Genomic DNA, 21,180 nt, shown 5'->3' with positions numbered 1-21,180 from the left:
TGGGTGCCCTCACCCGGCCTGTTTTGCACAAACTAAAAACGGCAACCTTCGGTTGCCGTTTTGCTTTTACGTCAGCACAGTTCCAGCTGCAGATTATTATCCTTAATCACCTGCATCACGCCTGCCGGCGGCATCACGTCGGTATAAACCGCATCAACCATGCTGATGCTGCCCATATTCACCATCGCGTTACGGCCAAACTTGGAGTGGTCCACCACGAGCATAACGTGGCGTGAATTCTCAATAATCGCGCGCTTGGTGCGGACTTCATGATAATCAAACTCCAGCAGGGAGCCATCGCTGTCGATACCGCTGATCCCGAGAATGCCGAAATCGAGACGGAACTGAGAGATAAAGTCGAGCGTCGCTTCACCGATGATGCCACCGTCGCGGCTGCGTAACTCGCCGCCCGCAAGAATGATGCGGAAATCGTCTTTCTGCATCAGGGTATTCGCGACATTCAGGTTATTGGTCACAACGCGCAGGTTTTCATGATCCAGCAGCGCATGGGCGACCGCTTCCGGCGTGGTGCCGATATCAATAAACAGCGTCGCCCCGTTAGGGATCTGGCTGGCGACTTTCCGCGCAATGCGCTCTTTCTCCGCCGTTTGCGTGGCTTTACGGTCATGCCATGAGGTGTTGACCGAGCTGGACGGCAGCGCCGCCCCGCCGTGGTGGCGCAGAATACGGTTTTGATCGGCAAGGTCGTTCAGGTCACGACGAATGGTCTGCGGGCTGACGGCAAACTGCTCGACCAGCTCTTCGGTGCTGACATATCCCTGTTTTTTAACCAGTTCGATAATGGCGTCATGACGTTGTGTTTGTTTCATCAATTATCCCTGAGAATTATGTTCGTTTTCGCGCATGGAGCGTATCGGCAAACGCCATCGCCAGCCCAACGGCCAGCCCGGTGACGTGTGCACCATTGGCGATAGACATACCAAACAGATCAAACCATCCGGCAATTAGCCATATTAACGCAAAGGTTATTAACCCGCGTTGCAGATAGATGCCACTTTCAGGATCGCGCTCACCTCTGAGCCAGACATAGCCCATCAGGGCATACACAACACCTGATAATCCGCCAAACCACGGGCCGCTGAATTTGTGCTGCACATAGCCACTCAACAGGGCACTGATGACGGTGATCACAATCAGCTTCCCGCTGCCAAGACGCTTCTCGACGGCACCGCCAAGGTACCACCACCACAGCAGGTTAAAGAGAATATGCATCACCGAGAAGTGCATCAGCGCGTGGGTAAAATAGCGCCAGACGTCAACGTCCAGTGAAGGGTCATAGGGCCATGCCAGGGCGATCATGACGCTCTGGTCGCCGACCACGTTCATCATAATGAACACGATAATGCAGGCCGCCATCAGCAGCAGCGTAAACGGACCCGCGCGTTCGCGCACGGTGGCAAAGAAGGGAAAACGACGATAGTGCAGCCCGCTGCCCGTCTGGCCTGATTGCCAGCTTGCGGCCAGATAGCGCGGGTCGCCGGGGTTCTCAAGGAATCGCGCCAGCTCCTCATTTACCCTCGCGGCCTGGCTCTCGTCGGCCAGCCACACATCGGTCTGATGATGTTGCTGGATGGTCAGAATAACGCCCTGCGTCGCCATATAGTCGACAAACGCCTGGGCGACGCGCGGGTTGGTAAAAGAGGTGATCATCAACATGGGCAGCCGTCGCTTATTTCCACACAAAAGGGGACAGTATAGCGGTATCAGCGCTCAAACGCGTATTCAACTTCTGCCGGGAAATGACGATGCCAGGCATCGAAGCCGCCATCAACGCTGTAAACCGCATCGTAGCCCTGCTGAAGCAGGTACTGCGCTGCACCTTTACTGCTGTTGCCGTGGTAGCACATGACCATCACCGGCGTGTCGAAATCGTTATCGCGCATAAACGCGCCCAGGGAGTCGTTGGTCAGGTGGAACGCGCCTGGCGTGTGGCCCATCGCAAAGCTCTGTGGATCGCGGATGTCCACCAGCACAGCCGTTCCCTGGTGCATTTTCTGATGGGCTTCTTCTACGTTAATACATTCAAACTGATCCATGGTGCTCTCATCTTATATTCAGGTGTGGTGCGCTTCCTCTCACCCCCACTCTCTCCTGAAGTGAGAAGGATGGGCGAGGGCATCAAGCGGCACTATTTTACCCCGTAGTGTACGTCCTGGCGGCGGGTAAACGCCATTATGTTATCCATATCACTCTAAATTGTTTTTTTGATGTTACCAAAAGCGCGTTCCTTTGCTATTATGAGCGATATCGAACATTTCTGAGCTTTAACGAAAGTGCGTGAGGGTGTTATGGAAACCAAAGATCTGATTGTGATAGGCGGTGGCATCAACGGTGCCGGGATTGCGGCCGATGCTGCAGGACGCGGTTTATCCGTGCTGATGCTGGAAGCTAACGATCTCGCCTGCGCGACCTCGTCCGCCAGCTCCAAACTGATCCACGGTGGCCTGCGCTACCTGGAACACTACGAATTCCGCCTGGTCAGCGAAGCCCTGGCCGAACGTGAAGTGCTGCTGAAAATGGCCCCGCATCTGGCGATTCCGATGCGCTTTCGCCTGCCCCACCGCCCGCATCTGCGTCCGGCGTGGATGATTCGAATCGGTCTGTTTATGTACGATCATCTGGGCAAACGTACCAGCCTGCCAGGATCGACCGGTTTGCGTTTTGGCTCAGAATCGGTCCTTAAACCTGAAATCGTGCGCGGATTCGAATATTCCGACTGCTGGGTAGACGATGCGCGTCTGGTCCTTGCCAATGCGCAGATGGTGGTGAAAAAGGGCGGCGAGGTGAAAACCCGCACCCGCGCCACGGCTGCCCGTCGTGAAAACGGCCTGTGGGTTGTTGAAGCGGAAGACGTGGATACCGGCGAGAAGTTCAGCTGGAAAGCGCGCGGCCTGGTAAACGCCACCGGTCCGTGGGTGAAACAGTTCTTTGATGAGGGAATGCACCTGCCTTCGCCGTACGGCATCCGCCTGATCAAAGGCAGCCACATTGTCGTGCCACGCGTGCATACCCAGAAGCAGGCCTATATCCTGCAAAACGAAGATAAACGTATCGTGTTTGTGATCCCGTGGATGGACGAGTTCTCCATCATCGGCACCACCGACGTGGAGTACAAAGGCGATCCGAAAAATGTCGAGATCGACGAAAGTGAAGTCAGCTACCTGCTGAAAGTGTATAACGCGCACTTCAAAAAACAGCTGGCACGCGATGACGTGGTCTGGACTTACTCCGGCGTGCGTCCGCTGTGTGATGACGAATCGGACTCACCGCAGGCCATCACCCGCGACTATACGCTGGATATACATGACGTGGACGGCCAGGCACCGCTGCTGTCGGTCTTTGGCGGCAAGCTCACTACCTATCGTAAGCTGGCCGAACACGCGCTGGAAAAACTGGTGCCGTACTACAAAGGCATTGGCCCGGCCTGGACTAAAGGTGCCGTATTGCCTGGCGGCGATATCGGGGATAACCGCGATGATTATGCCGCGAAACTGCGCCGTCGCTACCCGTTCATCACCGAAGGGATGGCGCGTCACTACGCTCGTACCTACGGCAGTAATACGGAATGGATCCTGGGTGAAGCCAAAACGCTTGCCGACCTGGGTGAACATTTCGGTCACGAACTCTACGAAGCCGAACTGCGCTATCTGGTTGAGAACGAGTGGGTGCGCCGCCTGGATGATGCCATCTGGCGTCGTACCAAAGAAGGGATGTGGCTGGATGCCGAGCAGCAGTCGCGCGTGGCGCAGTGGCTGGCGCAGAACGCGGGAAAGCGTGAGCTGTCATTAGCATCGTGATGTAAAAAGGCCCGGTGGCGTTACGCTTCCCGGGCCTGCAGATCGCACAAGCCGGGTCAGGCGAAGCCGCCACCCGGCTCTGTTTTTTTATAACCGCACGGGATCGATATGCCAGATAGTTTCAGCATATTCTTTGATAGTACGGTCTGATGAGAAATAGCCCATATTGGCGATGTTATGCATTGCGGCGCTGGTCCACTTCTCCTGCTGACGGTACAACTCGTCCACGTTGTCCTGGCAGTCGACATAGCTGCGGTAATCCGCCAGCACCTGATAGTGGTCACCAAAGTTAATCAGTGAATCGACCAGATCGCGATAGCGGCTCGGCTCTTCAGGGTTAAACACGCCGGTGGCGATTTGCGTCAACACCTGGCGCAGCTCTTCATCTTCTTCGTAGTACTCGCGCGGCGAGTAGCCCTTCCTGCGAAGCGCCTCCACCTCCTCCGTCGTGTTACCGAAGATAAAGATATTTTCTGCCCCGACATGCTCCAGCATCTCAACGTTCGCGCCATCCAGCGTACCGATGGTCAGTGCGCCATTCAGGGCAAACTTCATATTACTGGTGCCGGAGGCTTCCGTACCGGCCGTGGAAATCTGCTCAGACAGGTCCGCCGCCGGAATGATCAGCTGCGCCAGACTCACACTGTAGTTCGGGACAAAGACCACCTTCAGCTTGTCACCGATATCCGGATCGTTGTTGACCACCTTCGCCACATCATTGATGAGATGAATAATGTGCTTCGCCATGTAGTATGCCGACGCCGCCTTACCGGCAAAGATTTTCACCCGTGGCACCCAGTCGGCCGTTGGGTCGGCTTTGATGCGATTGTAGTGCGTGATGACGTGCAGCACGTTCATGAGCTGTCGCTTGTACTCATGGATACGCTTGATTTGCACATCAAACAACGCTTTCGGGTTGGCCACCACGTTCAGGTGCAGCGCAAGATACACCGACAGCCGCTTCTTGTTCAGAAGCTTGGCTTCACGCACGGCTTTGTTCACCGCTGGGAAATCCAGGTGCTGTTCAAGCTCGCCCAGCTGACTCAAATCGGTACGCCAGGTGCGGCCAATATGTTCGTCCAGGACGTCGGAGAGCGGCTGGTTAGCCAGCGCCAGCCAGCGACGCGGGGTAACACCGTTCGTCACGTTGCAAAAACGCGTCGGGAAGATCTTCGCGAAATCAGCAAACAGCGACTGCACCATCAGGTTCGAGTGCAGTCCGGAAACCCCGTTCACCTTGTGACTGATCACCACCGCCAGCCAGGCCATACGCACGCGGCGACCGTTGGATTCATCAATGATTGAAGCCCGGCTCAGCAGGCCAGTATCGTTTGGATACTGCTCCTGCAGCGTCTTCAGGAAGTAGTCGTTAATCTCAAAGATAATCTGCAGATGGCGCGGCAAAATTTTACCGAGCATGTCGACCGGCCAGGTTTCCAGCGCTTCGCTCATCAGGGTGTGGTTGGTGTACGAGAAGACCTGGCAGGTCACTTCAAACGCATCATCCCAGCTGAATTTGTGCTCGTCGATCAGCAGACGCATGAGCTCGGGGATCGAAAGCACCGGGTGGGTGTCGTTGAGGTGAATGGCGGTTTTTTCCGCCAGGTTACTGTAGGTTTTGTGCAGCTGATAGTGACGGCTCAGGATGTCCTGAATCGTCGCGGACACAAGGAAATACTCCTGACGCAGACGCAGTTCGCGTCCGGAATAGGTCGAGTCATCCGGATAAAGCACGCGGGAGACGTTTTCAGAGTGGTTTTTATCTTCCACCGCCGCAAAATAGTCGCCCTGGTTGAATTTACCGAGGTTGATTTCGCTACTGGCCTGGGCGCTCCACAGGCGCAGGGTGTTGGTGGCATCGGTGTCGTATCCGGGGATAATCTGGTCATAGGCCACGGCCAGGATCTCTTCCGTCTCAACCCAGCGGGATTTTTTTCCCTCCTGCTGAATACGGCCACCAAAGCGCACTTTGTAGCGCGTGTTGTGTCGTTTGAATTCCCACGGGTTGCCGTACTCAAGCCAGTAGTCCGGAGACTCTTTCTGTCGGCCTTCCACAATGTTCTGTTTGAACATGCCGTAGTCGTAGCGAATCCCGTAGCCGCGGCCCGGCAGGGCCAGCGTCGCCAGCGAGTCCAGGAAACAGGCGGCCAGGCGCCCCAGGCCGCCGTTACCGAGGCCCGGGTCGTTCTCTTCGTCAATCAGCTCTTCTAAATCTAACCCCATCTCTTCCAGTGCGGTTTTGACGTCGTCATAGATACCGAGCGACAACAGCGCATTGGACAGCGTGCGGCCAATCAAAAATTCCATCGACAGGTAATAAACCTGACGCGTTTCCTGCGAGAGCTGGGCGCGGTTAGAGCGCAGCCAGCGTTCCACTAAGCGGTCACGCACGGCAAACAGCGTGGCGTTCAGCCACTCGTGTTTGTTGGCGATGACCGGGTCTTTCCCGATGGTAAACATCAGCTTATAGGCGATAGAGTGCTTTAACGCCTCAACGCTGAGCGTGGGTGAAGAATAGCTAAAAGGAGCATTCATATCAGTAACTTCGCCTCGTTACATCAAGCGTTGATAAAGGTCGCGGTATGACTGCGCCGCAACGTGCCAGCCAAAGTCCAGGGACATCGCCTGACGCTGAACGTAACGCCACAGAGATGGACGGGACCACAAGACGAAAGCACGCCGAATCGCCCGCAGCAGCGACCAGGCATTACTGTCCTCAAAGACAAACCCGCTGGCGATACCGTCCGCAAGGTTTTCCAGAGAACTGTCCGATACGGTATCCGCCAGCCCGCCGGTACGACGTACCAGCGGCAGCGTGCCGTATTTCAGGCCATAAAGCTGCGTCAGGCCACACGGTTCGAAACGGCTCGGCACCAGAATGACGTCAGCACCGCCCATAATCCGGTGCGAAAACGCTTCGTGATAGCCAATCTGCACCCCTACCTGCCCGGGGTGTTCCGCCGCTGCCGCAAGGAAACCTTCCTGCAGCACCGGGTCGCCGGCACCGAGCAGCGCCAGTTGTCCCCCCTGCTCCAGTAAGCCCGGCAGCGCCTCCAGCACTAAATCCAGCCCTTTCTGGCTGGTCAGACGGCTGACGACGGCGAACAGCGGCACTTTATCGTTCACCTTCAGCCCCATCGCAATCTGCAGCTGGCGTTTGTTTTCCGCTTTGTCTTCCACGGAATCGCGGCCATAGCGTGCCGCCAGCAGAAGATCGGTCTCCGGATTCCAGATCTGCTCATCAACGCCGTTGAGGATCCCCGACAGGCGGCCCTCACGATGGCGCTGTCGCAGCAACCCTTCCAGACCGTTACCAAACTCCGGCTGGGTAATTTCCCGGGCGTAGGTCGGGCTCACGGCCGTAATGTGATCGGCGTAGTAGATGCCGGCTTTCAGGAACGAAATCTGCCCGTTAAACTCCAGCCCGTGCATGTTATAGAACGACCATGGCAGATCGATGTCATTCATGTGATGGGCATAGTACATGCCCTGATACGCCAGGTTGTGAACGGTAAAGACCGATTTCGCCGGGTGGCCGCGCGCCGCCAGATACGCCGGTGCAAGCCCGGCGTGCCAGTCGTGAGCGTGTACCACATTCGGGCGCCAGAACGGATCCAGCCCGGTTGCCATTTCAGCACCGACCCAGCCGAGCAGTGCGAAACGCAGCACGTTGTCGGTATAGGCGAACAGGTTCGTATCGTGATACGGGCTACCCGGTCGATCGTATAAATGCGGCGCATCAATCAGGTAAATGCCTACGCCATTGTAATGTCCAAACAGCAGGGTGATGCGGCCGGCGAAGGTTTCACGACGAGTGACCACCTTTGCATCTGGAATACCACGCCGGATATCCGGAAAAGCGGGCAACAGAACTCGGGTATCTACACCCCCGGCGATTTGCGCCGCAGGCAATGCGCCAAGAACATCCGCCAGACCGCCCGTTTTTAACAACGGGAACATCTCAGAACATACATGTAAAACCTGCATTATCGCTCCTGTTTGACCTGCAGCTTCCGCAACATTTCCCGTGTTACTAACACGATCCCCTCTTCCGAACGGTAGAAACGACGCGCGTCTTCTTCCGCATTTTCACCAATCACCATGCCTTCAGGTATGACGCAGGCACGGTCGATAACGCAACGGCGCAGACGGCATGAGCGTCCGACCCAGACATCCGGCAACAGCACCGCCGAATCGATATTACAGAATGAGTTCACGCGCACGCGGGGGAACAGCACCGACTGCACCACCACCGACCCCGAGATAATGCATCCGCCGGACACCAGCGAGTTCAGCGTCATGCCGTGACTGCCGGAGCGGTCCTGAACGAATTTCGCCGGCGGCAGCGATTCCATGTGGGTACGGATTGGCCAGTTCTGGTCGTACATATCCAGTTCAGGCGTCACCGACGCGAGATCGAGGTTTGCCTTCCAGTAGGCCTCCAGTGTTCCGACGTCGCGCCAGTAAGGTTCAGCATTCGGATCAGACTGCACGCAGGACAACGGGAAGGGATGTGCATACGCCATGCCAGCTTTGGTAATTTTCGGAATGATATCTTTGCCGAAGTCGTGGCTGGAGTTTTCGTCTTTGTCGTCTTCTTCCAGTAGCGCGTAAAGATAATCAGCATCAAAGACATAGATCCCCATGCTGGCGAGCGATTTGGTATCGTCTCCTGGCATTGTCGGTGGGTTCGCCGGTTTTTCGACAAAATCGATAATCTTGTCGTCGGCGTCGACGTGCATCACCCCAAATGCCGTCGCCTCAGCAACAGGCACGGGCAGGCATGCCACGGTGCAACGCGCCCCTTTTTCGACGTGGTCGATCAGCATGTGGGAGTAGTCTTGCTTGTAGATATGATCGCCCGCGAGGATCACGATGTATTCCGCGTTATAACGACGAATAATGTCGAGGTTTTGCGTCACCGCATCCGCCGTCCCGCGATACCAGTTCTCACCGTGAACGCGCTGCTGGGCAGGCAGAAGATCGACAAACTCATTCATCTCTTCACTGAAGAATGACCAGCCGCGCTGGATGTGCTGCACCAGAGTATGCGACTGATACTGCGTAATGACGCCAATGCGGCGAATGCCTGAGTTCAGGCAGTTGGAGAGCGCAAAGTCGATAATACGGAACTTACCACCAAAGTGGACGGCAGGTTTGGCGCGTTTGATGGTCAAATCTTTCAGACGAGTACCACGCCCGCCTGCGAGTATCAGGGCAACAGTTTTTAATGGTAGCTGGCGTGCCAACATTAAGGGATCGTTCTTCTCTAATCTAACCATGACTAACTCCTTTTTTATCATCTTTGGAATACGCACACTCCGTGCGCAGGCCCGTGCCAGACAGCCATTACTACCGGATTATCCGCTCCGGCAAATGGGGGAACAGCGCGCCATTCCCCGTCAGGTAAAACAATCTCAGCGACGTCATCCGTCGCGTTCAGCGTGACCAGCCACCTCTCCGAAAGCAGGATTTGCAGGCGTGGTACGCCGTGTTGCCACTCTTGCGCGCTTAAGGGTTGCGCGTCTTGATTCAGCCAGCGGACATTACCGTCGCCCTCTTCCCACCAGCGATCGGCGGTGAGCGCGGGAATTTGCTGGCGAAGATGGATCAGCGCAGCGGTAAAATGAATCAACCCGCTGTTCGCTTCACCCCAGTCGAGCCAGGTCAACGTGTTGTCCTGGCAATACGCATTGTTGTTACCATGCTGACTGTGACCATGTTCATCGCCTGCCAGCAGCATCGGCGTGCCCTGCGACAATAACAGCGTTGTCAGCAGCGCATGCACGCTGGCGCGTCGCCGCTCGATAACATCAAGGCTTCCGCCTAACCCTTCTATACCATGATTGAAGCTATGGTTATTGTTAGTGCCATCGCGATTCTCCTCGCCGTTCGCTTCATTGTGTTTCTGATTGAAACAAACGCAGTCCCGGAGCGTAAAACCGTCGTGCGCCGTCAGCAGGTTGATCGTCGCAGACGGTCGTTTGCCATCGCGCTTAAAAAGATCGCTGGACCCGGCAAAGCGTCCGGCGAACTCCCCCAGCGACAGATTCCGTTCCAGCCAGAAGCGGCGCGCGGCATCGCGATAGTGATCGTTCCACTCGGCAAACAGGGGCGGGAAATTCCCGACCTGATAACCCCCTTCACCGATGTCCCACGGCTCGGCAATGAGCTTCACCTGTGACAGCACCGGACAGTTTTTGATCGCTTCAAACAGCGGCGCCTGCTGGCTGAAGGCCGGCGTACGCCCCATAACGGGTGCCAGATCAAAACGAAAACCGTCGACGTGGAACGTGTCCACCCAGTACTTCAGGCATTCATACGCGAAATGCATGACCGCCGGGTGGCTGAGATTGAGCGTGTTACCGCAACCGGTCCAGTTGAAGTAATCGCCATCGTCCCTGATCCAATAATAGCTACGGTTATCAATTCCGCGCATGGAGAGCGTCGGTCCATCGAGATCGCTTTCCGCACTGTGGTTCAGTACCACGTCCAGAATGACCTCAATACCTGCCGCATGAAGCGCCTTTACCGCATCACGAAACTCGTCCCGCGCCTTGTCCGGATGAGCGGCATAGCGGGGTTCGAGCGCAAACATCGCCAGCGGGTTGTAGCCCCAGTAGTTACTGAGCCCCAGCCGCTGCAGACGAGGTTCACTGGCAAAATGCGCGACGGGCAACAGCTCCAGGGCCGTGATCCCGAGGTGCTTGAGGTAGGCAATCATGGTCGGATGACCGAGCGCCTTGTAGGTGCCGCGCATCTCTTTCGGGATTGACGGATGCAGATACGTCAGCCCTTTGACATGCGCCTCGTAGATAACGGTGTTGCCCCACGGCGTGCGCGGCGGGGCATCGTCTTCCCAGTCGTAGAGATCGTTCACCACCACGCTTTTAGGCGCCACGGGGGCGCTGTCGCGGTGGTCGGGTTCACCGTAGCCGACATGGAAAATAGGGTCGTCTTTAAACTCGCCATCCACGCGGTGCGCACACGGATCGATCAGCAGCTTCGCCGGGTTAAACCAGTGCCCCTGCGCGGGTGCCCACGGGCCGTGTACGCGATAGCCGTAGTGCATTCCTGGCCGTCCCCCGGCCAGGTAGCCGTGCCAGGTATCTCCTGTGCGAGACGGCAGGTCGTAACGATGTTCATTACCCTCGCCGTCAAATACGCACAGTTCAACCCGCTCCGCATGGGCAGAAAAGAGCGTGAAATTCACCCCCTTTCCATCAAAACGTGCCCCGAGCGGTTCGGGTTTACCTGCCGTAAGCTGGGTCATTCCCCCTCCCGGATCAGCCAGATGGTACTGAGCGGCGGTAGCGTAAGGCTCAGGGAATTCGGTCGCCCGTGGCTTTCAATGGCATCGCTTTGCACCAGACCACCGTTACCGGCATTGCTGCCGTGGTAGTGCGTGGAATCGGTATTCAGGATTTCACGCCACTTGCCGGCCTGGTTAATCCCGAAGCGATAATGATGGCGCGGTACAGGGGTAAAGTTGCTGGCGACGATAATTTCGTTGCCGGCTTTATCCCGCCGCACAAAGACAAACACCGAGCGCTCATGGTCATCCACCACCAGCCACTCGAAACCGTACGGGTCAAAATCAAGCTCATGCAGAGCTTTGTGGTGACGGTAGGTCAGGTTCAGGTCCCGCACCAGACGCTGCACGCCGTGGTGCCAGTTGTCGCCCCCTTCCAGCAGATGCCAGTCGAGGCTGGTGTCGTGGTTCCACTCGCGCCCCTGGGCGAACTCATTGCCCATAAACAGCAGTTTTTTACCCGGGAAGGCGAACATCCAGCCGTAGTAGGCGCGCAGGTTGGCGAACTTCTGCCATGCATCGCCCGGCATGCGGTCGAGAATGGATTTTTTGCCATGCACCACTTCGTCATGCGACAGCGGCAGCATGAAGTTCTCGGTGTAGTTGTAGAGCAGCCCGAAGGTGAGTTTGTCATGGTGATACTGACGGTAGACAGGATCCAGCTTCATGTAGTCGAGCGTGTCGTGCATCCACCCCAGGTTCCATTTGTACCAGAACCCCAGTCCGCCGGTTGACGGTGGACGGGAGACGCCAGGGAAGTCGGTGGACTCTTCCGCCATCGTCACCGCACCGTCTACCTGCTCGCCGATAATACGGTTGGTGTTGCGCAGAAACTCAATCGCTTCCAGGTTTTCACGGCCGCCATACTCGTTCGGGATCCACTCGCCTTCTTTGCGGCTGTAGTCGCGGTAGATCATCGACGCCACGGCATCAACGCGCAGGGCATCAATGCCAAAGCGCTCAATCCAGTACAGCGCATTGCCCACGAGGTAGTTTGCCACTTCACGACGACCGTAGTTGTAGATCAGCGTGTTCCAGTCCTGGTGATAGCCTTCGCGCGGGTCGCTGTGCTCGTACAGCTTAGTGCCGTCAAACTCTGAAAGACTAAAATCATCGGACGGGAAATGGCCCGGCACCCAGTCGAGGATCACGTTTAACCCGGCGGCGTGCGCGGCATTGATAAAATAGCGGAAGTCATCGCGCGTGCCGAAGCGACGCGTCGGGGCATACATCCCGGTCGGCTGATAACCCCAGCTTCCGTCGAACGGGTGTTCATTAATTGGCAGCAGCTCAAGGTGGGTAAAGCCCATCCATTTCGCGTACGGAACCAGCTGGTCAGCAAGCTCCCGGTAGCTGAGCCAGAAGTTATTATCGGTATGGCGACGCCAGGAACCGAGATGCACTTCATAGACGGAGATTGGCGCATCAAAGCGGTTGGCCTGCTTGCGTTCTTCACTCTGAACAACTTTCTCCGGCAGGCCGCAAATCATTGACGCGGTTTCCGGACGCATCTGCGCTTCGAAGGCGTACGGGTCGGACTTAATACGCAGCTTGCCGTGCGCATCGATCATCTCGAATTTATACAGCTGGCCGTTGTGCGCGCCGGGGATAAACAGCTCCCAGATACCGCTTTCGCGGCGCAGACGCATCGGGTGACGACGGCCATCCCAGTAGTTGAACTGGCCGACAACGGAGACTCGCTGGGCGTTAGGCGCCCACACGGCAAACCGCGTGCCGGTGATGCCATCCATCGTATCGGCATGGGCACCCAGCGTTTCATAAGGTCGCAGGTGGGTACCTTCAGACAGCAGCCACGCGTCCATCTCCTGTAAAAGAGGCCCAAAACTGTAGGGATCATCGATGAGATTTTGCTGACCATGCCAGATAACGGCAAGCTGATAACGAAAAGGGTTTTTACGACGGGGCATTACGCCCGAAAAGAAGCCACGAGAATCGAGGCATTCCAGATTGCCGACCTTGCGGCCGGTTTTGGGTTCGATAACCCACACTTCTGTGGCATCCGGTAACAGTGCCCGGACTTCCAGCCCGGCCTCGGTACGGTGCATCCCCAGTACGGAAAAGGGGTCGGCAAAATGACCCGCAATAAGCGCATTAATCACGTCTCTATCCACACGATCGGACATGGTATTCATCCTGTTTTTTATGTCGTCCTTTTTTAGCGCCTGGGACGACTTTAATGTGACCTGAACGGGCATCCTCTCAGCCCCGTCCTAACCTCAGGTAAGAAATAACTCTTCCTTAAAGCATAGCCAACGCTCTAAATGACTCCTGATAAAAAATAAGACATATGCGTTTTACTCCATGTAGTACGCGGAAAAGGGGGTGAAAATCACCCCCCGGGGTTTAACAAATTATTACGCCAGCTGGCGCAGCATGCGACGCAGCGGCTCGGCTGCGCCCCACAGAAGCTGGTCGCCGACGGTGAATGCAGAAAGGAACTCCGGCCCCATGTTCAGCTTACGCAGACGACCCACCGGGGTGGTCAGCGTGCCGGTGACGGCAGCCGGGGTCAATTCACGCATGGTGATGTCGCGATCGTTTGGAACCACTTTCGCCCACGGGTTGTGTGCAGCCAGCAGCTCTTCCACGGTCGGAATCGACACATCTTTTTTCAGTTTAATCGTGAAGGCCTGGCTGTGGCAGCGCAGCGCGCCGATACGTACGCACAGACCGTCAACTGGAATGGTGTTCGCGGTATTGAGTATTTTGTTGGTCTCAGCCTGACCTTTCCACTCTTCGCGGGTCTGGCCGTTATCCAGCTGTTTGTCGATCCACGGGATCAGACCACCGGCCAGCGGTACACCAAAGTTATCCACCGGCAGCTCGCCGCTGCGGGTCAGCTCGGTGACTTTACGCTCGATATCGAGAATAGCGGAGGCCGGGTTTGCCAGCTCGGTTGCAACGCTGTGGTGCAACTGGCCCATCTGCGTCAGCAGCTCGCGCATATGACGCGCACCGCCGCCGGACGCGGCCTGGTAAGTCGCCACGGAGACCCACTCCACCAGGTCCTGCGCGAACAGGCCGCCGAGGGACATCAGCATCAGGCTGACGGTGCAGTTACCGCCGACAAAGGTTTTTACGCCGTTGTTCAGGCCGTCGGTGATGACGTCCTGGTTGACCGGGTCGAGAATGATGATGGCATCGTCTTTCATGCGCAGTGAAGACGCCGCATCAATCCAGTAGCCCTGCCAGCCGCTTTCACGCAGCTTTGGATAAATTTCGTTGGTATAATCGCCGCCCTGGCAAGTGACAATAATGTCGAGTGCCTTCAGCGCTTCCAGATCGAAAGCATCCTGCAACGTACCGGTGCTGCCGCCAAAAGAAGGTGCAGCCTGGCCGAGCTGGGAAGTGGAGAAGAAGACCGGGCGGATGGCGTCAAAATCGCGCTCTTCAACCATGCGTTGCATGAGAACAGAGCCGACCATACCGCGCCAGCCGATAAAACCAACGTTTTTCATAGCATTTTTTTCCTGCAGAGGGTGTGTGCTGATTGTGCAAACCAGTATTCAACTGGGATATGCTTCACATTACAAAATGCTGCCAAAGTCGCAAGCGAAATTAATCGATGATGGCCCCCCAATCAGAAATAGCGCTAATCATCATAATAACCATAGAGAGTTTCAGGGATAATTTTAATGAGTGAAATCATATCCGCGGCGGTTTTATTGATCCTGATAATGGATCCTCTGGGCAACCTGCCTATCTTCATGTCGGTGCTGAAGCACACCGAACCCAAACGCCGTCGGGCGATCATGATCCGCGAGCTGCTTATCGCGCTGCTGGTGATGTTCATCTTCCTGTTTGCCGGTGAGAAAATCCTCGCCTTCCTGAATCTGCGTGCCGAAACGGTTTCGATTTCCGGTGGGATTATCCTGTTCCTGATAGCGATTAAGATGATTTTCCCGAGCGCCGAAGGCAGCAGCAGCGGCCTGCCCGCGGGGGAAGAGCCGTTTATTGTGCCGCTGGCGATTCCCCTTGTCGCCGGACCGACGATTCTGGCAACGCTGATGCTGCTGTCGCATCAGTACCCCAATCAGATGAGCCATCTGGTGATTGCCTTGCTGATTGCCTGGGGCGGGACGTTTATCATTCTGCTGCAGTCGTCGTTGTTCCTGCGTCTGCTGGGTGAGAAAGGCGTAAACGCGCTGGAGCGCCTGATGGGGTTGATTCTGGTGATGATGGCGACGCAGATGTTCCTGGACGGGATCCGCGCGTGGATGAAGGGCTAGGTAAAAACAAAAAAGGACAACTCACGTTGTCCTTTTGCTTTTAGCCGGGTTTAACTCAACAGCGTAAACGCAATCATCCCGACAATGGCACCCGTCGTGCCGAGGATGGTTTCCATCAGCGTCCAGGTTTTCAGGGTTTGCGCTTCGGTCGCACCGGTAAATTTACCGAACAGCCAGAAGCCGGCGTCGTTGACGTGTGACACCACAATCGACCCGCCCGCAATACAGATTGAGAGCGCGGCCATCTGGGCACCGGAGTAGTTAAGCTGTTCAATCACCGGCATCACCAGACCCACGGCGGTTAAACATGCCACCGTCGCAGAGCCCTGGATGATACGCACCGCCGCAGCCAGTACGAAACAGGTCACCGCAATGGGCAGCCCCATGCCGGTCAGGGCTTCGCCCAGCGCCGGACCCACGCCGGAATCCACCAGCACCTGTTTGAACACGCCACCGGCACCGATCACCAGCAGAATGATACCCGCCGGCTGCAGCGCATGGCCGCAGATTTCCATCACTTTGTCTTTCGGCATGCCCTGGCGCATCGCCAGGCCGTACATCGCCACCAGACACGCCACCAGGATCGCGGTGAACGGGTGGCCGATAAACTCAAACCATTCGTACGCGGTAGACCCCACCGGCACGAAACGCGCGGCGATGGTTTTCAGCCCCACCAGCACCAGCGGCAGCAGGATCAGCGCCAGGCTGAAGCCGAAGGACGGCATTTTGCCTTCGCCAAGGTGCGGCTCGGTGACGTCATCCGGAATGTGAAGCTCAACGTAACGGCTGATGAAGTTGCCCCACAGCGGGCCGGCAATAATCATTCCCGGGATCGCTGCACACAGGCCAATCAGGATCATCCAGCCAAAATCGGCGTGCATCTGAGAAGCCAGCAGCATCGGCGCAGGCCCAGGCAGCAGGAACGCCGCCGCAGCCGCCACGCCCGCAAACAGCGGAATCACCAGCTTCACGAGGTTAGTGCCGGTATGGCGCGCCATCGAGAACGCCACGCTAATCAGCAGCACCACGGCCACTTCGAAGAACAGCGGCAGCGCACAAATCAGACCGGCGAGGCCAATCGCGTAGTGCGCACGGCTGTGTCCGAAGGATTTGAGCATTTTGACGGCAATCTGGTCGACTGCGCCCGTCTCATGCAGGATCTTGCCAAACATCGCGCCCAGCGCGACCACAATGGCCAGGAAACCCAGCGTGCCTCCCATCCCTTTTTCCATCGTCGCTGCGATCTTATCGAGCGGCATACCGGAAAAGAGACCTGCACCAATAGACACCACCATTAAGGCAACGAAAGCATGCATACGCGCTTTCATCACTAAAAACAGCAGCAGCAATACGGAACCAACTGCTGTTAAAACTAGCGTTAATGTACTCAAAACTTACTGCCTTTTATTAATGACCTCGATGGTGCTGGCAACAACACCCTCCAGTGACTGATCGATATCAACCACTAAGACGTCTTTCTCATCGTCACCCGGCTCCTGCAACGCTTCGAACTGCGTCACCAGCATCTGGGTTTTGAAGAAGTGGCCTTTACGCGCCTTCAGACGGCTCTCAATCACCTCGAAATCGCCTTTCAGGTAGATGAAAGAGAGGTTCGGGTTGCCGTCACGCAGCAGGTCGCGGTAGGTTTTTTTCAGCGCGGAGCAGACGATCAGGGAGACCTTGTTGGTACGCTGCATCGCGAACGCGGCGTCATTCAGCGCCTGCAACCACGGTTTGCGGTCGTCATCGTTCAGCGGCTCGCCGGAGGCCATTTTCATGATATTGCTGCGTGGATGGAGGAAGTCGCCATCAAGAAACGCCGCATGAAGTTGATGCGCCACTTCGCTGGCCACGGCAGATTTACCGCTACCGGAAACGCCCATCAGGACGTAAACGTGGTGATCATGATTAGTCGTGCTCAAAGGGTGTCCCTCAGTCAATTGTTACGGGTAACAGTTATCGGTAACATTGTCCTGCCGGGGCAAAAGAGAAGCAATATCCAAACGTGCGCGAAGTGAATAAGTGTGACCCACTTCAAATTTGTCAGCTTAAATAGATCCACCCGGTGACAAGGTGAAACCTAAATCTAACATTTTCGGCGTCACCGTCTCGCCACGTATGCGCGCCAGCAGGCGTTCTGCGCCAATACGGCCCATACGTTCACGCGGTGTCAGGACGCTCGCCAGACGGGGTTCCATCACCTGGCCGATGTCGTGGCCGTGGAAACCGGCAATCGCCATGTCTTCGGGGATCTTCAGCCCCAGACGCTGGCATTCGAACGCTGCACCGACCGCAAGGTCATCGTTGGTACAGAAAATACCGTCCAGTTGCGGATACTCGCGTCGTGCCTGACGCATCAGTTCAATACCCGACGTATAGGATGACGACTGCTCAACCATCACGCTGTACGGTGTTAAACCGGCGTCGAGCATTGCCTGTTCGTATCCCTTCTGTTTGATGATAGTACGTTCATCCAGACGTGCACCCAGGTAGGCAATATGCCGATGGCCGCGGGCGATGATAGCCGCCGTCATCTGGCGCGCCGCTTCGAAGTTATCAAAGCCCACCGCAATATCGAGACACGGCGACTGGCTGTCCATCAGCTCCACCACCGGAATGCCTGCCACTTCAATCATTTTTAGCGTACGGGGGGTGTGAGTACGTTCGGTTAAAATCAGACCGTCGATGTTCCAGGAGAGCATGGATTCCAGACGTTCTTCTTCCAGTTCCGGCTTGTACCCATAGTGGGCGAGCATGGTCTGATAGCCAAAGGCATCGGTCACGCTTTCAATGCCGCGCAACACTTCGGCAAAAACCTGGTTGGTTAAGGAAGGCAGGAGGACGCCAACCGCGCGGCTGGTCGCATTCGAAAGAATATCGGGGGCGCGGTTAGGGATATACCCCAGTTCATCGAGGGCAGCGGCAATCTTGCCACGCAACGCCACGGAAACCTGTTCCGGGTTACGTAAAAACCGGCTGACCGTCATTTTGGTCACACCGACGCGATCGGCTACATCCTGAAGTACGGGGCGTTTCTTTTTCATCGTCCTGAGAAATCGTAAGTGATAGATTTGCTCAGTTTATCACGGACAAAGCCCATCCTTCCCCTGTCAAAGGGAAGGATGGGCATTTATTTATGATTTATTACACCGGTGGCAGATCAAACAGCAGAATTTCGCTTTCACTGTCGGCATGCACGGACAGTGCCTGCTCATCCCAGATTGCCAGACCATCCGCCGTGGTAGCTTTCGTGCCGTTAATAGACACCTCGCCTTTCACCACCTGGATCCAGACGCGGCGGTTAGCGGCAATCTGATGGACAGACTGTTCGTCTTTTGCCAGCGCCCAGCGGTACAGTTCCATATCCTGGTGCACTTTCAGCGAACCGTCACGCGCATCCGGAGAGAGCACCAGCTGTTTGCCCTGTTTAGCATCAAAGCGGCGCTGTTCGTAGCGCGGGGTGATGCCGGTTTCTTCCGGAATGATCCAGATTTGATACAGGTGCAGTTTTTCCGTTTTGCTTGGGTTGTATTCAGAGTGACGCACCCCGGTACCCGCACTCATAATCTGGAACTCGCCCGCCGGAACCTGCTCTTTGTTGCCCATGCTGTCCTGGTGCTCAACCGCCCCTTCCAGCACATACGTCAGGATTTCCATGTCTTTGTGCGGGTGGGTACCGAAGCCCTGGCCTGCATCAATCACGTCATCGTTAATGACGCGCAGTGCGGAGAAGCCCATAAAGTTCGGGTCGTAGTAGTCAGCAAACGAGAATGAATGCCATGAGTCCAGCCAGCCATGATTCGCGTGACCACGTTCGTTTGCTTTGCGTAAGTAGATCATTATTTCACCCTCAGTTCGTTTCGATGGAGTAAGTGTGGACGCAAACGGCCTGGGATCATAGAGGGTGAAAATTGACTCCTCTGTTCAAAAATTTAGAACAAGCAAAGAGGAGTCATAATTTCTTATCTGGCGAGGGTTATCGTGGCAGGAGAGGCCTGTTCGAAGGCCCGTTCAAGGAGTTCGAGATTGGTCATAACTTCAGATTCATTGACGTAATTGGGCGCATCGTTAGTCAGGGTCTCATACAGCGCATCGTAAACGCGTCCGTAGTCACCCGCTTCGGGTTTCACGTCCTCTTTAACAGTGATGCCCTCTGCGTTGACGTACTCCAGCACGCCCACGGAGTCATCCGCCGCAAACCCCGGGTCACCGGGCATAATGTTCGCCTTCAGGCTGGTCTCCTGCTGGTCGATACCGTACTTGATAAACGAGCCTCTGGTGCCATGCACAATAAATTTCGGGTAGTCAATTTTCACCAGATGGCTGGTTTTGACGATGGCTTTCAGATCGCCGTAAAACAGCTGGGCTTCGAAGGTGTCATCCGGATTGGCTTTGTTGCGCAGGCTGCGGATGTCGTACGCCATGTGGTCCGGTCGGCCAAACAGAGAGATGATTTGATCGAGCGTATGCACGCCCAGACCATAGAATGAGCCATCCTGCGGCAGGCCGGGATGCGTTTCGGCCACCGGACGGTAGTAATCAAAGTGGCTTTCAATCTCGACGATGTCACCCAGTTTACCGCTCTCAATCACTTTTTTTGCCGTCAGGAAGCAGCTGTCAAAGCGGCGGTTTTGGTACGGCGTGACGGTCAGCCCTTTGCGCTTCGCCAGGTCAAACAACGTTTTCGCCTCTGCCATTGTCGGGGTAAACGGCTTTTCCACCAGCACGTTTTTGCCCGCCTCCAGCGCGCGTTTTGCGTACTCGAAATGGCTGTCAGCGTGGGTACAGACAATCACCAGTTTGACCTGCGGATCGTTGAGGACCTCATCAAGATCGCTGGTGAAATGAATATGGGAGTACTGGGGAGACTGCTCTTCCGGCTTCGCGCGACGCCGGTAGATATGGGCAACGTGCCAGCTGTCTTTGCGGTTGAGAACATACGGAAGGTGGTAACGCGTGGTGCTTTTGCCAAATCCAATAAATGCGCAATGTAATGTCATGGCTCAGTCCTTTTTAAGGTTACTGAGTGCAACCATAGCGCAAGTTTTGCCCTCACCCCAGCCCTCTTCCACGGGGAGCGGGCGAAAAAAGACAAAAAAAAGCCAGCGTAAAGCTGGCTAAAGTAATACTGGAAGCAATGTGAGCAATGTCGTGCTTTCAGGTTCCCGTAGGGGTCTTCCTGAACGCAGAGCAATAATAATCATTCTCATTCGCACTTGTCCAATCTTTTTTGCAAAAATTAGCAGTTGACTCAAATTTTAATCTCACTGATGTTGGAATGGACGTTTAACTGACTGAGGATGAAGGAATGAGTGAGATTGTGATACGCCATATCGAAGCCCGCGATGCAGAAGCGTTACGTGACATTATGTCGCATCCTGGGGTGTATCACGACACGCTACAACTTCCCCATCCCTCAATGGATATGTGGCATGACCGGGTCGCGACGAAACCGGGAAGACGGCATCTCGTCGCCTGTCTTGACCAGCGAGTGGTTGGCCATATGGCACTCGATGTGATGGAAAATCCCCGCCGCAGCCACGTTGCAACGTTCGGCATTAGCGTGGCCGCTGATGTACAGGGACGCGGTGTGGGTCGTGCGCTCATGCGCGAAATGGTCAATCTCTGCGACAACTGGTTGCGCATTGAACGCATTGAGCTCACGGTTTTTGCGGATAACCCTGCGGCACTGGCGCTGTATAAGAAGTTTGGGTTTGAAATCGAAGGGACCGGCAGGAACTTCGCCCTGCGTAACGGCGACTATGTGGACGCGTATTACATGGCCCGGCTGAAGTGATAA

At 55.9% G+C, this 21,180-nt stretch carries 17 protein-coding genes; 3 read left to right on the top strand and 14 right to left on the bottom strand.

Annotated features, from left to right (window positions below):
- Positions 1-71: 71 nt before the first annotated feature.
- Genes F8561_RS17875 through glpE form a run of 3 tightly spaced genes read right to left on the bottom strand, consistent with a single transcriptional unit; the run spans position 72 to position 2,057 of the window.
- A complete protein-coding gene (locus tag F8561_RS17875) occupies positions 72-830 on the bottom strand; it encodes a DeoR/GlpR family transcriptional regulator (protein ID WP_008503060.1) in 759 nt (252 codons plus the stop codon).
- Between the two features lie 16 nt (positions 831-846).
- Positions 847-1,677: a rhomboid family intramembrane serine protease GlpG gene (glpG, locus tag F8561_RS17870; protein WP_032679123.1), complete on the bottom strand. Its 831-nt coding sequence runs from the start codon at positions 1,675-1,677 to the stop codon at positions 847-849.
- 47 nt (positions 1,678-1,724) lie between these two features.
- Positions 1,725-2,057, bottom strand: coding sequence for a thiosulfate sulfurtransferase GlpE (glpE, locus tag F8561_RS17865; protein WP_020884562.1), 333 nt, complete (start codon positions 2,055-2,057; stop codon positions 1,725-1,727).
- 252 nt (positions 2,058-2,309) lie between these two features.
- Between glpE and glpD the strand changes: the two genes are divergently transcribed.
- Positions 2,310-3,818, top strand: coding sequence for a glycerol-3-phosphate dehydrogenase (gene glpD / locus F8561_RS17860; protein WP_020884561.1), 1,509 nt, complete (start codon positions 2,310-2,312; stop codon positions 3,816-3,818).
- Positions 3,819-3,905: 87 nt separating this feature from the next.
- Here glpD and glgP read toward each other — a convergent pair whose 3' ends face one another.
- The 6 genes from glgP to asd all read right to left on the bottom strand — a co-directional run bounded on the left by glgP (position 3,906) and on the right by asd (position 14,609).
- Entirely contained in the window at positions 3,906-6,353 is a 2,448-nt protein-coding gene (gene glgP / locus F8561_RS17855; RefSeq protein WP_014171981.1) for a glycogen phosphorylase, read from the bottom strand.
- Between the two features lie 18 nt (positions 6,354-6,371).
- Entirely contained in the window at positions 6,372-7,805 is a 1,434-nt protein-coding gene (gene glgA / locus F8561_RS17850) for a glycogen synthase GlgA (RefSeq protein ID WP_014171982.1), read from the bottom strand.
- A complete protein-coding gene (glgC, locus tag F8561_RS17845; protein WP_020884559.1) occupies positions 7,805-9,100 on the bottom strand; it encodes a glucose-1-phosphate adenylyltransferase in 1,296 nt (431 codons plus the stop codon). Before glgC ends, glgA begins: the two co-directional genes overlap by 1 nt.
- 17 nt (positions 9,101-9,117) lie before the next feature.
- On the bottom strand, positions 9,118-11,091 hold the full coding sequence (glgX, locus tag F8561_RS17840; RefSeq protein WP_025202848.1) for a glycogen debranching protein GlgX: 1,974 nt from the start codon (positions 11,089-11,091) through the stop codon (positions 9,118-9,120).
- Positions 11,088-13,274 carry a 1,4-alpha-glucan branching enzyme gene (gene glgB / locus F8561_RS17835; RefSeq protein WP_047954779.1) on the bottom strand — a complete coding sequence of 729 codons (2,187 nt, stop codon included), beginning with the start codon at positions 13,272-13,274 and terminating at the stop codon, positions 11,088-11,090. The genes glgX and glgB overlap by 4 nt, the downstream gene beginning before the upstream one ends.
- Before the next feature lie 231 nt (positions 13,275-13,505).
- Positions 13,506-14,609, bottom strand: a complete 1,104-nt coding sequence (gene asd / locus F8561_RS17830; protein ID WP_014171986.1) for an aspartate-semialdehyde dehydrogenase — start codon at positions 14,607-14,609, stop codon at positions 13,506-13,508.
- A gap of 177 nt (positions 14,610-14,786) precedes the next feature.
- Between asd and yhgN the strand changes: the two genes are divergently transcribed.
- Entirely contained in the window at positions 14,787-15,380 is a 594-nt protein-coding gene (gene yhgN, locus F8561_RS17825; protein ID WP_003861574.1) for an NAAT family transporter YhgN, read from the top strand.
- A gap of 50 nt (positions 15,381-15,430) precedes the next feature.
- Here the strand turns inward: yhgN and gntU are convergent, their stop codons facing one another.
- The 5 genes from gntU to F8561_RS17800 form a co-directional block, all read right to left on the bottom strand.
- Positions 15,431-16,771 (bottom strand): gluconate transporter, encoded by a 1,341-nt coding sequence (gene gntU, locus F8561_RS17820; RefSeq protein ID WP_014171987.1) that lies wholly within the window; start codon positions 16,769-16,771, stop codon positions 15,431-15,433.
- Between the two features lie 3 nt (positions 16,772-16,774).
- Positions 16,775-17,302: a gluconokinase gene (gene gntK / locus F8561_RS17815; protein ID WP_020884556.1), complete on the bottom strand. Its 528-nt coding sequence runs from the start codon at positions 17,300-17,302 to the stop codon at positions 16,775-16,777.
- A 126-nt stretch (positions 17,303-17,428) separates the two neighbouring features.
- Complete coding sequence (gntR, locus tag F8561_RS17810; protein ID WP_014171989.1) at positions 17,429-18,424, bottom strand: gluconate operon transcriptional repressor GntR; 996 nt, start codon at positions 18,422-18,424, stop codon at positions 17,429-17,431.
- Between the two features lie 100 nt (positions 18,425-18,524).
- Entirely contained in the window at positions 18,525-19,220 is a 696-nt protein-coding gene (locus tag F8561_RS17805) for a pirin family protein (protein ID WP_014171990.1), read from the bottom strand.
- 122 nt (positions 19,221-19,342) lie between these two features.
- Positions 19,343-20,380, bottom strand: a complete 1,038-nt coding sequence (locus F8561_RS17800; RefSeq protein WP_151887738.1) for an oxidoreductase — start codon at positions 20,378-20,380, stop codon at positions 19,343-19,345.
- Positions 20,381-20,688: 308 nt separating this feature from the next.
- On the opposite strand from F8561_RS17800, the gene yhhY reads away from it, so the two are divergent.
- The gene (gene yhhY / locus F8561_RS17795) at positions 20,689-21,177 is read left to right on the top strand and encodes an N-acetyltransferase (protein WP_014171992.1); all 489 of its coding nucleotides are present in this window, start codon (positions 20,689-20,691) and stop codon (positions 21,175-21,177) included.
- The last annotated feature ends 3 nt before the right edge of the window (positions 21,178-21,180 follow it).

It is taken from the genome of Enterobacter sp. 198, from assembly GCF_009025585.1.
Lineage (GTDB): Bacteria > Pseudomonadota > Gammaproteobacteria > Enterobacterales > Enterobacteriaceae > Enterobacter > Enterobacter ludwigii.
The sequence above is the reverse complement of the archived record's forward strand: the minus strand, read 5'-3'. Positions and strand labels throughout refer to the sequence as shown.

What these genes read in the sequence shown, in the direction of transcription:
- glgP (WP_014171981.1), bottom strand. Translation starts at nt 6,353, where the DNA reads ATGAATGCTCCTTTTAGCTATTCTTCACCCACGCTCAGCGTTGAGGCG.
- yhhY (WP_014171992.1), top strand. Translation starts at nt 20,689, where the DNA reads ATGAGTGAGATTGTGATACGCCATATCGAAGCCCGCGATGCAGAAGCG.
- glgB (WP_047954779.1), bottom strand. Translation starts at nt 13,274, where the DNA reads ATGTCCGATCGTGTGGATAGAGACGTGATTAATGCGCTTATTGCGGGT.
- glgX (WP_025202848.1), bottom strand. Translation starts at nt 11,091, where the DNA reads ATGACCCAGCTTACGGCAGGTAAACCCGAACCGCTCGGGGCACGTTTT.
- glpE (WP_020884562.1), bottom strand. Translation starts at nt 2,057, where the DNA reads ATGGATCAGTTTGAATGTATTAACGTAGAAGAAGCCCATCAGAAAATG.
- F8561_RS17875 (WP_008503060.1), bottom strand. Translation starts at nt 830, where the DNA reads ATGAAACAAACACAACGTCATGACGCCATTATCGAACTGGTTAAAAAA.
- glgC (WP_020884559.1), bottom strand. Translation starts at nt 9,100, where the DNA reads ATGGTTAGATTAGAGAAGAACGATCCCTTAATGTTGGCACGCCAGCTA.
- glpG (WP_032679123.1), bottom strand. Translation starts at nt 1,677, where the DNA reads ATGTTGATGATCACCTCTTTTACCAACCCGCGCGTCGCCCAGGCGTTT.
- asd (WP_014171986.1), bottom strand. Translation starts at nt 14,609, where the DNA reads ATGAAAAACGTTGGTTTTATCGGCTGGCGCGGTATGGTCGGCTCTGTT.
- F8561_RS17800 (WP_151887738.1), bottom strand. Translation starts at nt 20,380, where the DNA reads ATGACATTACATTGCGCATTTATTGGATTTGGCAAAAGCACCACGCGT.
- gntR (WP_014171989.1), bottom strand. Translation starts at nt 18,424, where the DNA reads ATGAAAAAGAAACGCCCCGTACTTCAGGATGTAGCCGATCGCGTCGGT.
- glpD (WP_020884561.1), top strand. Translation starts at nt 2,310, where the DNA reads ATGGAAACCAAAGATCTGATTGTGATAGGCGGTGGCATCAACGGTGCC.
- glgA (WP_014171982.1), bottom strand. Translation starts at nt 7,805, where the DNA reads ATGCAGGTTTTACATGTATGTTCTGAGATGTTCCCGTTGTTAAAAACG.
- F8561_RS17805 (WP_014171990.1), bottom strand. Translation starts at nt 19,220, where the DNA reads ATGATCTACTTACGCAAAGCAAACGAACGTGGTCACGCGAATCATGGC.
- yhgN (WP_003861574.1), top strand. Translation starts at nt 14,787, where the DNA reads ATGAGTGAAATCATATCCGCGGCGGTTTTATTGATCCTGATAATGGAT.